The sequence below is a fragment of the Pedobacter sp. SYSU D00535 genome, assembly GCF_017355855.1.
Taxonomy (GTDB): Bacteria; Bacteroidota; Bacteroidia; order Sphingobacteriales; family Sphingobacteriaceae; genus Desertivirga.
On sequence record NZ_JAFEWD010000006.1, the window covers coordinates 178,165 to 190,604 of the forward strand.

The 12,440-nt window shown below is 43.9% G+C and carries 11 protein-coding genes; 3 read left to right on the forward strand and 8 right to left on the reverse strand.

Annotated features, from left to right (window positions below; genetic code table 11):
• Nucleotides 1-16: 16 nt before the first annotated feature.
• The 5 genes from J4N23_RS14250 to pheS all read right to left on the reverse strand — a co-directional run bounded on the left by J4N23_RS14250 (nt 17) and on the right by pheS (nt 4,161).
• Entirely contained in the window at nt 17-409 is a 393-nt protein-coding gene (locus J4N23_RS14250) for a hypothetical protein (RefSeq protein WP_207428248.1), read from the reverse strand.
• Between the two features lie 6 nt (nt 410-415).
• Complete coding sequence (rlmD, locus tag J4N23_RS14255) at nt 416-1,849, reverse strand: 23S rRNA (uracil(1939)-C(5))-methyltransferase RlmD (protein WP_207428250.1); 1,434 nt, start codon at nt 1,847-1,849, stop codon at nt 416-418.
• 276 nt (nt 1,850-2,125) lie between these two features.
• Nucleotides 2,126-2,701: a TetR/AcrR family transcriptional regulator gene (locus J4N23_RS14260; protein ID WP_207428252.1), complete on the reverse strand. Its 576-nt coding sequence runs from the start codon at nt 2,699-2,701 to the stop codon at nt 2,126-2,128.
• 3 nt (nt 2,702-2,704) lie between these two features.
• Nucleotides 2,705-3,124, reverse strand: coding sequence for a hypothetical protein (locus J4N23_RS14265; RefSeq protein ID WP_207428254.1), 420 nt, complete (start codon nt 3,122-3,124; stop codon nt 2,705-2,707).
• A 2-nt stretch (nt 3,125-3,126) separates the two neighbouring features.
• Entirely contained in the window at nt 3,127-4,161 is a 1,035-nt protein-coding gene (gene pheS / locus J4N23_RS14270; RefSeq protein WP_207428257.1) for a phenylalanine--tRNA ligase subunit alpha, read from the reverse strand.
• Between the two features lie 416 nt (nt 4,162-4,577).
• On the opposite strand from pheS, the gene J4N23_RS14275 reads away from it, so the two are divergent.
• Nucleotides 4,578-7,010: a DUF5686 and carboxypeptidase regulatory-like domain-containing protein gene (locus J4N23_RS14275; protein ID WP_207428258.1), complete on the forward strand. Its 2,433-nt coding sequence runs from the start codon at nt 4,578-4,580 to the stop codon at nt 7,008-7,010.
• A 192-nt stretch (nt 7,011-7,202) separates the two neighbouring features.
• Entirely contained in the window at nt 7,203-8,456 is a 1,254-nt protein-coding gene (locus J4N23_RS14280; protein ID WP_207428259.1) for a porin, read from the forward strand.
• Between the two features lie 82 nt (nt 8,457-8,538).
• On the opposite strand, the gene J4N23_RS14285 is transcribed toward J4N23_RS14280, so the two are convergent.
• Nucleotides 8,539-9,195, reverse strand: coding sequence for a hypothetical protein (locus J4N23_RS14285; RefSeq protein WP_207428260.1), 657 nt, complete (start codon nt 9,193-9,195; stop codon nt 8,539-8,541).
• Between the two features lie 193 nt (nt 9,196-9,388).
• On the opposite strand from J4N23_RS14285, the gene J4N23_RS14290 reads away from it, so the two are divergent.
• Nucleotides 9,389-10,372, forward strand: a complete 984-nt coding sequence (locus tag J4N23_RS14290; protein WP_207428261.1) for a rhodanese-related sulfurtransferase — start codon at nt 9,389-9,391, stop codon at nt 10,370-10,372.
• Between the two features lie 38 nt (nt 10,373-10,410).
• Here the strand turns inward: J4N23_RS14290 and J4N23_RS14295 are convergent, their stop codons facing one another.
• Together J4N23_RS14295 and J4N23_RS14300 are read right to left on the reverse strand one after the other, a co-directional pair.
• Entirely contained in the window at nt 10,411-11,586 is a 1,176-nt protein-coding gene (locus J4N23_RS14295; protein ID WP_207428262.1) for a hypothetical protein, read from the reverse strand.
• Nucleotides 11,587-11,630: 44 nt separating this feature from the next.
• Nucleotides 11,631-12,353 carry a YebC/PmpR family DNA-binding transcriptional regulator gene (locus J4N23_RS14300; RefSeq protein WP_207428264.1) on the reverse strand — a complete coding sequence of 241 codons (723 nt, stop codon included), beginning with the start codon at nt 12,351-12,353 and terminating at the stop codon, nt 11,631-11,633.
• Between the last annotated feature and the right edge of the window lie 87 nt (nt 12,354-12,440).

Consider the following 12,440-nt stretch of genomic DNA (forward strand, 5'->3'; position numbering starts at 1 on the left):
AGTTGAAATACAAAATCTATTGATACGGGAAGAAAACAAAATTGGCTCCCTGGGGAACAACCACAAAAAGGCACATAAAGTCGTCAGGACTTTTGAAGTGCTTGATAAAGCGCTCTTTCTTTTCCTGGTGGATAATCCCCCGTTCTACAAATTCCTCGAAAGTGGATGCTTGAATTGTCCAGGAAGTATTGAGGTCTTTATGATCCAGGATTACTTCCCCAATTGCCACCTGATGTTGATGGGCAATGAAAATGGGGTAAGCAGACAAACCTTCCACCATAATTTCAGTAGCTACCTCTTTTATAGACTCCGAGTACAGTTTAAGGTCTCTTTCAAGACTCTTAAGCGGGCTCTCTTTTTTAGGATCCTGCCCGTCTTCCGATTGATTAATTAGATCTTGTAATTCCATAAATCCCTATTCGCCGTCTAATGTTCCTGTTTGATCCTTCAGTTCCAGCAACACTACATTCTCAACGTGCTGAGTATGCGGGAACATATCAACAGGCCTTATTCTTTTTACCTCGTACTTTTCGTTTAGCAGAGCAATATCCCGCGCCTGCGTAGCCGCATTACAACTTACGTACACAATTTTTGGAGCTTCTATCTCCAGCAGACGGGCTACCACATCGGCATGCATACCTGCCCTCGGCGGATCGGTTATCACCACATCTGGCTTGCCATGCTCTTTTACGAAATCGGCAGTCAGAATATCTTTCATATCTCCCGCATAAAACTTCGTATTGTCAATATTATTTATGCCCGAGTTGATTTTAGCATCTTCAATTGCTGTCGGCACGTATTCAACCCCTACAACTTCTTTTACGTGTTTTGCAACAAAGTTGGCGATGGTGCCAGCGCCCGTATATAAGTCGTAGACCAATTCGTCACCTTTGAAGTCTGCAAACTGCCGGGTGATCATGTATAACTCATGTGCTTGTAGCGAGTTCGTTTGGTAAAAAGATTTGGGACCAATTTTGAAAGTAAGGCCTTCCATCTCTTCAAAGATGTAATCCCTGCCCGCAAATACTTCAATCTCCTGATCAAAAATGGTGTCGTTCTTTTTTTGGTTAATAATGTACAGGAGGGAAGTAACCGCCGGGAAGCGTTCCTGGATAAATCTCATCACTTTCTCCACCTGTCCTTCTTCAGGATAAGCAAACACGACGATCACCATCAGTTCGCCGGTAGTGCTGGTCCGAATAATGAGATTTCGTAAAGCACCTTCGTGAGCGCGCAGGTCGTAAAAAGAAATGTTTTGCTCGAGGGCAAAATCCCTCACACTATTCCTTATCTCGTTGGAAGGATTGCTTTGGAGGTAGCAGGTTTCAATATTCAGGATTTTATCGAAACGAAGTGGCACGTGGAAGCCCAGCGCATTCATCTGATGATCTTCAGTAGACTGCATGTCCTGATCGGTTAACCAGCGCTTATTCGAGAATGTATATTCAAGTTTGTTGCGGTAATATCTGGTTTCAAATGAAGGTAAGATCGGCTCTATACCGGAGGTATCTACTTTCCCCAGTCGTTCCAGCGCATTAGTAACACTCTTTTGTTTATAAAGCATTTGCGCATCATAAGTCATGTGCTGCCACTTACAGCCACCACAAACACCAAAATGAGGACAAAAGGGCTCTGTCCGGTGCTCCGAAGGCTTCAGCAGCTCCGTAACCTTCGCCTCCGCAAAATTCTTTTTCTTACGCAGCAGTTCAACATTTACCACATCACCGGGAACGGCTTTCTCGATGAAAAGCACCAGCTCTTCTGATTTTCCTACTCCTTTTCCCTCTTCTGCTATATCGATAACGCTAATATTCTGTAAATGCTTTTTATCTGCCGGAATTCTCTTCATTTGCCGGCAAAATTAAGGTAAATTTTAATGAGAATTCTTTGTTTTTTGTCTGATTAATCTGCTCTCCACCGCTTTTTCTTGAGCACTCCGCTAGCAAAAGAAACGCAGGATGGCAGAAAGAAAACCAGTGATATGGAAGTTCATACAATCGAATGTTTCTTCGATTTTGTCTGAAAAGTCTGCTAGTTCTCTGTTCATGATGGTTTCCTCCTTATCTCTTAATAACAGATTTTATACCAAAAACTTATTTGGTATAAGGGTTTAAGGAGAAAAACGCTAGATGGCTGCCTTTACCAGGTAGGGTAGGATATCTTTATGGAAGCTCACGAAGTTCTTCCGCACGTCGGATTCGCTCACGGAAGTAAAGGCAAAAGAAAAGACGATGCTTTTGCTGGCTTTAATGAGGAAGCTTAGCTTGTCGATACTTATAGCCTCGACCTTGTACAAGTGCGTCTCCAGAAAGGATTGAATCAGCAAGGCCTCAAGATCGTCGGATAGAATCTTAAGGAACTCCTGCGAATTGGTGTTTTCGCGGATGAAGTCCCAGCCGATGAACTCATTACAAACGGCGTAAGAGAGACGGCTCGTTTTCAGGATGAGGTTACTCAGATAAATCTCTTTATTGGTTTCCTCGTTGGTGTTTTCGATAATTTCATTAACACTGATGCGAATATAATCCATCAGGATTGTATGAAGCAGTACCTCCTTGCTATCAAAATACTTGTAAATGGTCGCCTTGGCAATTTTCGCTTTTTTGGCGATTTCATTCACACTTGTTTTATGGTAGCCGTACTTTCTGAAAAGCTCCTGTGCTGCCCGGATAATACTCTCTCTTATTTTATCCACTTCCATAGGCTAGTTTGTTACGTGCAATTGAGAGTTATTACTGATGCTGACACTGTACTGCTTCAAAGGTCGTTTTGCTGGTGCCTTAACCGGTGCTCCGTCAAACAGGGAAAATTTTGCACCACTGCATGGATCGGTGACTGTCAGGTTAGGATTGTCCAGGGTGACTGCACAACGCTGTTCGGGATTTACAGAGCTGCAACGGTCGTAGGCCACGATGGCTCCGTCTGCCCTCTTGTAAAGGATGAGACCTGCTACCCCATATCCGTTAATTACTACTGCTCCACCCGCGCTGTTGAGGGCACTAAGGCTCGGATTCTGCAAAAAAGCGCTGAAATTAACCGGAACATCGGGGATTCTTCCCTCGTCATCTTTGCTACAGGCGGAAAATACGAGTACCGAGAATAAGAGCAGTGTGATATATTTCATTATCAGATTAATTCAGATTGGAATTGCTTCAAGAAGCGAATGTCGTTCTCTGAAAATAAACGTAAATCCTTGATCTGATATTTTAAGTTGGTGATTCGTTCTATTCCCATTCCGAAAGCGAAACCGGTGTATTTCTTACTATCGATGCCGCAGTTTTCCAACACATTCGGATCCACCATGCCACAGCCTAAGATCTCCACCCAACCGCTACCTTTACACATCTGGCAACCTGCGCCTTTGCAAATAGAACAGGAAATATCCATTTCAGCAGAAGGTTCTGTAAATGGGAAGTAGGAAGGACGGAATCTTACTTTTGTCCCCTCGCCGTAGAGTTCCTGCACGAAATAAAATAAGGTCTGCTTCAGATCCGCGAAAGAAACGTTTTCATCTACATACAAGCCTTCCACCTGGTGGAAGAAGCAATGCGCCCTTGCAGAGATCGCCTCGTTCCGGTAAACCCGTCCTGGCATAATTGCACGGAACGGTGGCTTACCATTTTCCATCATCCGCACCTGAACAGAGGAAGTGTGCGTACGTAAAGCGATATCGCCGTTTTCTGCATCCTTCTTGATGAAGAAGGTATCCTGCATGTCTCTTGCCGGATGCTCTTCCGGAAAGTTAAGGGCAGAGAAGTTATGCCAGTCGTCTTCGATCTCGGGTCCTTCGGCTACGGTAAAGCCCAGTTTTTTAAAGATCTCGATAATCTCTTTCCTCACTAACGACAGCGGATGTCTTGAACCGATCTCAAAGCCTTCCCCGGGAAGGGTAAGATCCAGCTGCGGACCGCTGTTCTGCGCCCCTGATTCAAATTGTTCTTTGTAGGATTGATGCTTCTCCTCTGCAAGCTTTTTAAACTCGTTCAGCACTTTCCCCAATACCCGTTTTTCTTCAGGAGATACTGTTTTGAATTCGTCAAAAAGATCTTTAATAATGCCCTTCGTGCCCAGGAACTTAATCCTGAATGCCTCTAGCTCATCAGCACTTTTAGGTTCAAAAGCATTTATTTCTGAAGTATACTGAGATAATTTTTCTTGCATGGATATTTGTGTTTCTAGATCCCTTGTCAAGGTCGCGACAATATTCCGCGAAATTAGGAACAATTAATAAAATTATTGGCCTCTTCTTTAAATTACTCCCACTTTCCACCCAATCATTCAAGAGGTTCTAAGGGCCTGATCGGAATGCTGCCCGTACTTACGGCTATTCTAATGCTTTAAGCTGCTTCAAGAACGCTGCAATATTTTGAACTATTCTTCCCCACCCACCACAATCATCCCCCAAAGCTGATTAGTTGGTTATCACTCAATTGATCCAGCTTCTTCGATGTCTGTAAGCTTTTTTATCGAATCCACAGACTTTCCTCGCTTCGATAGAAAACTCTTTATAACACATTATAGTTGTTTGACGTTAAAACATTTTATAGAGAAATACTTTTTTAGGGTAACTGCATTTGATGGTCAAACACCTAATTGTTTTTTTACTAACCATTTCTTACGCTTTTTCGCAGGAGAGTTTCGAAGTATCAGGGAGAATTTCTGATATGAAGGGGGATGCTGTGCCCTTTGCGTCTGTATATGTTAAGTACAGTTCCCTAAGTACCATGGCAAATGAACACGGGTATTATTACCTCCGGCTGCCCAAAGGTACACATACGCTGGCTTTTCGTTACGTTGGGTATAAGCAGGAGGAGCGACTGGTTCAACTAGATACCAGTGCCGTACTGGATGTCAGAATGGCTCCGGATGTCTATGAACTTAAGGAGGTGAACATCGGGAAGAAGGGAGACCCTTCTTACAAGATGATAAGAAACGTTATTACGAACCGCAAATATTTGAGAGAGTTTCCATCTTACACCTGCGATGTATACACAAAGGGGGTGCAAAAGCTGATCAAGGCACCTAAAAAGATGTTAGGACAAGATGTTGCCAGCACCTTGAAACTGGACTCTAACCGGCGGGGCATTATCTATCAGTCAGAAACAAAATCGCAGTTCTACTTCCAATACCCCGAGCTGAAGGAGATTATGCTCGCCTCAAAAGTGGCGGGCGACAGGGAGGGGTTTAGTTTCAACCGCGCCCTTGATCTGCAGGTTAATTTGTATCACAACCTCATCCAGTGGAAGGCCTGGGGCAATCAAAGTTTCGTTTCGCCGGTAGCCGACAATGCTTTCAGCTTTTATACTTACCAACTCATCGGCTCGAGTACGATTAGCGGCCATCTTATCCACAAGATCAAAATCACCCCTAAGTCCAGATTTGATCCGGCTTTTACAGGCTATATTTATTTAGTGGGGGACGACTGGCGCATTTACAGTGTCGATCTCACCCTGACGAAAGATGCCCGGATTAATTTTGTAGATACCTTACAGATAAGTCAGCAATTCAGTTTAGTGGACAGCACACACTGGCTGCCTTCGGATATCACCTTTCGGTTTAAGGGGAAAGTGTTAGGATTCGAGTTTGCGGGTTACTATACGGGTCTTTACAGTAATTATAATACAAATCCAAAATTTCCCGAGGGCTTGTTTAATCAGGCGATCATGGAAATTCCCCGGGATGTAAATCAAAAAGACAGCGAATGGTGGTCGCTTAATCGTCCAATCCCCCTTACCGATGAGGAGGAGTGGAACTACCGGGTGAAGGACAGTCTGGAGCAAAAAACGCAGTCGAAAGTTTATCTCGACTCGGTGCAGAAAGAGCGGAATAAGTTTAAACCCGTCAGATTTGCCACCACCGGTTATACGCTTAATAATTTTGCTAAGAAGAGTTACTGGTATTTTTATCCCCTTAACAATACGCTCTTCTATAACCCGAATGATAAGTGGGGCTTCGACTTTCGCACCTATTACAATAAGCAGTACGGCTACAAGAGATCGTTGGAATTTGAGCCCAATATCCGTTACAGTTCCGGGAAGAAATCGCTTAATATGAATGCCGAACTGACTTATCGTACCGACACGTTACGCCATCAAAGTTTTACTTTACGTGGAGGAAGTGACTTCCTGAACTTGAATAATCGGGGCACCATCAACTTGTTTTACAATACCCTAACGTCCCTGTTTGAGGGTAAAAACTATTTGATGCTCTATAAATCCAACTTTGCTTCCTTCAGCGCTCAAACCGAATTGTGGGATGGCTTTCTAATTACGGGCGGAGTAGAAGCTGCCCGGCGGTTTCCACTTCGAAACAGTGCCAATAATCCCATATTCGCTAACGCTATTCGGAATTTGTATAATGAGGACCTTGCCTCAGACCTTGCCAACGAGTTGTTTCCGGTGAACAACGCTTTCAGTGTAGAGACAAAGCTTTCCTATACCTACGGTCAACGATACACCCGCCGGCCGGATGGCAAGATCTACGAAGCGCCCCGTTTCCCAACCCTTAAAGTAACCTATCGAAAAGGAATTCCCGGACCGTTCAGGTCAGTAGTGAATTACGATTTCGTTTCTGCGGATTTATATCAGGATAAGATTAAGACCGGTTTGTTGGGTTATAGCTCCTTTTATTTATCCACCGGCAAATTTTTAAATACAAGGTCTTTGTTCTATCCCGATATCAGACACTTCTCCGGAAATCAAACAGCCGTTTATAACCCCATCTTTCCCAACTTCCACTTCCTTGATTATTACTCTTATGCTACGGATCAGCGGTATTACGAAGCTCATTACGAGCATAATTTTTCAGGCATGTTTTTGAAGCGGATTCCTTTGATCCGAAAACTGAAACTGGAAGAGATTATCGGTGGAGCTTATCTTACCCAGCCACAAATAGATTACAAGGAGGCTTATATCGGCTTCCAACGTTTGGTTTTCAGGTTCGACTATGGATTTTCCTGGCAACCGGGAAACAGGGTGACCCATACCTATCGCCTGTTCTACGGTTTTTGACATTTTCTATAGCTATTTTGTCTGATTCCTTTTCTGAATTACCCTGAAAGTACTGAAAGTTATCCTGAAATTGTCTTGATGTTAAGAATTTGTTAAGCCAAGGTGATCCTTTCGTTAAAACTATGTTTTTGTTCATCTCAAATTTATTTTAAGTTAATACGAATAGTAATTTCGCGGCTTCAAATTATGTTGATGAGAGCAAAAATTAGATTCGTAGCTATACTGATCCTCAGTTCAATAGCTACTTTCTCTTACGCGGAGGAAGTTCAGCCGGATTCCACAAAGAGAGACACCCTACAAAAGCCGGATGCCGTTAAGAGTGCCGAAAAAAAGTCTGAATGGTACGAGAAAATTAGCATTCGTGGCTACGTACAGGTGCGGTACAATCAATTATTAGAAACCAACCCTAATTTAACCTGTGACCAGTGTGATCGATCCATGGGTGGTAACGGTGGTTTTTTCCTCCGGCGGATTCGGGTCATCTTCTCCGGCCAATTGAGTGAAAGAATGTATTTCTACGTTCAGCCCGATTTTGCTTCTTCTCCTGACGGCACTAACCTTCAGTTTGCCCAGATCCGTGATGCTTATTTTGATCTGGGTTTGGATAAAAATAACGAGTTCCGCTTCCGCATCGGGCAGAGTAAAGTTCCATACGGGTTTGAGAACATGCAGTCGAGCCAGAACCGCTTGCCTTTAGATAGAAATGATGCTTTGAACAGTTCGCTAAGCAATGAACGTGACCTGGGCGTGTTCTTTTACTGGGCGCCCAAAGAAACAAGGAAGCTTTTCTCCTATCTGGTTAGTTCAGGCTTAAAGGGCTCGGGAGATTATGGAGTTCTCGGACTGGGTGTATTTAACGGTCAAACGGCCAACCGTAACGAGGCGAATGAGCAGCCGCATTTCGTTGCACGTTTAACCTATCCCGTTAAAGTGGGAGCAAAGCAAATTATAGAACCGTCTATACAAGCATATACAGGAAAACACGTGATTCAAACGGTAAGCGCCGGGGTAAAGTCGGATAGGCCTAATAACGAGTTTATTGATGAGCGAGTGGCAGCAACTTTTGTTCTATACCCTCAACCTTTTGGTATCCAGGCGGAGTATAACGTTGGAAGAGGGCCAAAGTTTAATCCTTCCACAAACACAATTCAGGTACAGGGATTAACAGGCGGATACGTGACAGCAACGTACCAGTTGAAATTTGGCAATCACCTTTTCTTCCCTTTTAGCAGGTATCATTATTATGATGGCGGTAAGAAGTTCGAACGCGACGCCAGGAGTTACCTGGTAAGGGAGTGGGAGATAGGCACAGAATGGCAGCCCTTTCGAAACTTCGAATTTGTGGCGATGTATACCATGTCACAGCGGAGGTTTGAAGATGGGTTAAAGCCAGTTAATTTTCAGCGTGGAAATTTACTGAGATTGCAGGCGCAGCTGAATTTTTAAAGCGACTGATTGTAAAGAGAAAGCCCGCCTCAAAAGAGAGCGGGCTTTCTTATTTTTGTTTTCCCGATGAACGTGGTGCGCGTTAAACCTGGTCCAGTTCGTTCTTCCTTTGTTTTGTTTTTTTCAGCTGCTTGTACTTGTTAAGGAAGGCTTTATTTGAAATAAGTTCTGACACATTTTTGTCAAGTGCTTCTAACAACCGCTCGGCCTCTTTAAAAAGTGCATCCAGTTTATTGTCGAGGCTGTTCAGTTCCTCGACCTCCGGATTGTGCTTAATGCAAACCAGTTTATAAATCTCAATAAGAAGATCCAGGTCTATCAACGTGTCTTCAGAGACAGAAAATCCTAAAGGTCTGTATTTTTTTGCGCGATCAAGAATGGTAGAACTTCGTTGAATCAATACCGCCTCAGAACTTGCTTTCAACTCGGAGAAGCTGTAATCTACCTCCTTTAGCAATTGCTTATGGCCACCTGCTTTTCCAAAAGCAACCAGTTTCAGGGCCAGCGTGTAAGCGTTGTTAATTACATTGTAACGCTCTACACTCTCTTTGAGTTCAAGTCCTTTATCGAATCGCTGCTCCTCATAAAACTGCGTATTCTCAATCGTCGCAATTAAACTGCTTAACTCCTCGAAGGTAAGTACAACCGGTGTGATGGTTTTCCAGACATCATCGAAGGAATGGAACAAGCTGGTTACTGCTTTTAAAACTAGCAATTTGTTCTGTTGGACCTGATTCATGAATGGAAAATTGGAGATTTATAATTTTTATAAACATAGAAAAAAAAAATTACCTGTCAAATTGATCTACTTAGTTTGAGCTACTTAGCTCCTAAAGAAGTGGTGTTCATCTAAATATTTGAATACCAGAGGAAATAATTTATGATTATCTTTGCGGTCCATTTAACGCTGTTTGAAGCAGTATCGATGAATTATGACTAAATATCAAACACTACTTTACTATTGTTACTCCACAATAGAGAATGCGGAGCTATTTGCCACAACACACCTCGAATTCTGTAAATCATTAGGGCTGGTAGGACGGATCATTGTTGCGGATGAAGGTCTAAACGGAACTGTTTCTGGTACGGTAGAAGCATGTAAAACCTATATGGATACGATTCATGCCGATCCTCGGTTTGCCAAGACAGAGTTTAAAATCGATGATGTAGAGGAGCCGTCTTTTATCAAAATGCACTGTCGCTACAAAGCCGAAATTGTGCATTCCGGTCTCAGAGATCCGCACATCATTGATCCAACCAAGCGTACCGGTATTCACCTCGAGCCGAAAGAGTTCCTGGAGATGAAGGACCGGGAAGACGTGGTGATTCTGGATGTTCGGTCGAATTACGAGCATTCATTAGGGAAGTTCAAAAACGCCGTGACGCTGGATATTGAGAACTTTCGGGATTTCCCGGAAAAAATCAGTGAATTGGAGCAGTATAAGGATAAGAAAATTCTAACCTACTGCACCGGCGGTATTAAGTGCGAAAAGGCTTCTGCCCTCTTATTGCACGAAGGGTTTAAAGAAGTATACCAGCTACACGGCGGGATTATCAAATACGGAAAAGAAGCGGGCGGAAAAGACTTTGAAGGGAAATGCTACGTATTTGACAACCGCGTGGCTGTCGAGGTAAATACGGTGAATCCTGTCGTGATTTCCAAATGCTTCAACTGCGGTAAAACTACCGCTAAGATGATTAACTGTGCTAACCCCGAATGCAACGAGCATTTTACCCAGTGCGACGACTGCGGCTGGGCAATGGACGGTTGCTGTTCGGAGGTTTGTAAGGAGCATCCGCGGAAGCGTCAATATGATGGAACCGGGTACTATGTGAAAGTGCCGCAGCAGATAAACGTGAACAAAAAAGGACGGGCAGATTTTATAGAGGAACTGCGACCGGTAACGGCGCAATGATGAATTTGAAAGGGATGGACAATAGTTTATCCCTTTTTTTATTCTTCTGATTTTGGTTTAATATTCTTCATGTTGAACCGGGGCTTGTAAGCTGGCTTTGGCTGGCTTTCGGGGTTCTGGGCTGCTTGATCGGTTTGCTCAGGATCTTTCGCAGCTTCTTTTTCCTGCTCAACCGGTCTTTCTTGTTCTGCCTGCTTTGGTAGATTCTTCATGTTGAAGCGCGGCTTATAAGCAGGTTTTGTCGCGGCATTCGGCTCTTCCTCGGCTGGGTTCTCAGCAGAAAGCTCTTGCGATTTTTGTTCTTCTGCGGATTTTTCTTCCTTCTTTCCCGGAAGATTCTTCATGTTAAACCTTGGTTTGTAAGCAGGCTTCGGTGTCTCAGAGTCCTGGCTTTCCTTTCCTGCGCCTTTTTCCTCTTCCCCTTGGTCAGGAGCCGGCTTGGGAACGTTTTTCATGTTGAACCTCGGTTTGTACGCAGGCTTTGCCGGAGTTTCATCCACAGGGGGCGCGGCTTCAACGGAAGACTTTTCAGTATCAGGTTTGACTGCCCCCGGCTCTCCAACTATCTTCTCCTCCGTAGTGTGCCCCGTTTGTTCTTCGGCTCCTCCCGGATTACGCGGGACATTCCTCATTTTAAACCTTGGCTTGTTTCCTTGCTTTTCTGCTTCCTCTACTGCACCGGGATTGGTGATAGGAGTGTCAGATGCGGAATATTGACCAGGCCTGCTTTCTGGGTTGTCTGCGTCACTTGCATGTTCAGATGCAGGACTTGGGATATTACGGGGTTTAAATCCTGGTTTCTTAACCTCTTTGTTTTGACTTTCGGCCACCTCCGGAAGTTTGGCTTCTGTTTCTGCCGCTTTCTTCGCAGGGATATTTCTGGGAGTAAATCGAGGCTTATTAGTTGCAGGAGGAGCTTCTGAGCCGGTCGTCGTCTCCGCGGAAGTAATCTGCGTGATTTGATCAATAGTGGGAGAGCTCAAGGTCTTAGCCTGCGAAGCAATCTTGGTTTCCATCTGGGTTATCGCCTTTTCCGGAGTACTCAAGTGATACAGGCGCCGTAGTTTATTGAACCAAAACTTCTTTGTGTGATCAAAGCTTTTTTCTCCCATCAGGTTAAAATGACTCTTGAATTCACTGAAAAGAGAGGGCTCCGCTTTTTCAAGCTGAACCAGGTCTATCTTTTTTTTTGCGAAAAATTCTTCAAAAGTCATTTTAACTATTTTTTTAATGGGGCGTCTTAGCCGACGTTAAATTTTTAAGCCATGTTGTGATATACCGCCTGCACGTCGTCGTCTTCCTCCAGCTTATCGATCAACTTTAATACGTCTGCAGCTTGCTCTTCAGAAACTTCAGTGGTCGACAACGTGACGCGTTCCAGTTTTGCACTCTTTAATTCGATTCCTTTGTCTTCCAGTGTTTTTTGCATCTTACCAAAGTCCTCAAATGCGGTGTGAATAACGGCTACATCGTTTCCTTCCTCATCTTCCTCCACAAATAGATCTTCCAGGCCGGCATCAATAAGTTCCAGTTCCAGCTCTTCCAGGTCAGTCTCTCCGGGAGCAAAGCGGAATACCGCTTTTCTTTGGAAGATAAAGTCCAGGGAACCGGTTTTTCCAAGCGTTCCGCCCACCTTATTGAAATAGCTGCGGACGTTTGCTACGGTACGGTTGGTGTTGTCAGTAGCAGTCTCGACAAGGACGGCAACACCATGAGGGGCATAGCCCTCATAGACAATCTCTTCGTAGTTTGATTGGTCTTTGCTTGAAGCTCTTTTGATCGCTGCATCCACCCGATCCTTCGGCATGTTTACAGCTTTCGCATTTTGTATAGCAGTTCGCAGCTGCGAATTTGTTTCAGGATTTGGACCTCCCGCTTTTACCGCAATCACGATCTCTTTTCCCAGGCGGGTAAACTGGACCGCCATTTTAGCCCAGCGTTTAAATTTTCTTTCTTTACGGAATTCGAATGCTCTTCCCATATTTTATAGTACAGTCAAAAGACAAAGGTTAAACAAGATCAAAAAAAATGATTTGTCAAAATTAAAAATTAAAAGGAAGAGTAAAGG

Coding starts and splice junctions, on each gene's coding strand:
- J4N23_RS14250 (WP_207428248.1), bottom strand. CDS start 409: ATGGAATTACAAGATCTAATTAATCAATCGGAAGACGGGCAGGATCCT.
- rlmD (WP_207428250.1), bottom strand. CDS start 1,849: ATGAAGAGAATTCCGGCAGATAAAAAGCATTTACAGAATATTAGCGTT.
- J4N23_RS14260 (WP_207428252.1), bottom strand. CDS start 2,701: ATGGAAGTGGATAAAATAAGAGAGAGTATTATCCGGGCAGCACAGGAG.
- J4N23_RS14265 (WP_207428254.1), bottom strand. CDS start 3,124: ATGAAATATATCACACTGCTCTTATTCTCGGTACTCGTATTTTCCGCC.
- pheS (WP_207428257.1), bottom strand. CDS start 4,161: ATGCAAGAAAAATTATCTCAGTATACTTCAGAAATAAATGCTTTTGAA.
- J4N23_RS14275 (WP_207428258.1), top strand. CDS start 4,578: ATGGTCAAACACCTAATTGTTTTTTTACTAACCATTTCTTACGCTTTT.
- J4N23_RS14280 (WP_207428259.1), top strand. CDS start 7,203: ATGAGAGCAAAAATTAGATTCGTAGCTATACTGATCCTCAGTTCAATA.
- J4N23_RS14285 (WP_207428260.1), bottom strand. CDS start 9,195: ATGAATCAGGTCCAACAGAACAAATTGCTAGTTTTAAAAGCAGTAACC.
- J4N23_RS14290 (WP_207428261.1), top strand. CDS start 9,389: ATGACTAAATATCAAACACTACTTTACTATTGTTACTCCACAATAGAG.
- J4N23_RS14295 (WP_207428262.1), bottom strand. CDS start 11,586: ATGACTTTTGAAGAATTTTTCGCAAAAAAAAAGATAGACCTGGTTCAG.
- J4N23_RS14300 (WP_207428264.1), bottom strand. CDS start 12,353: ATGGGAAGAGCATTCGAATTCCGTAAAGAAAGAAAATTTAAACGCTGG.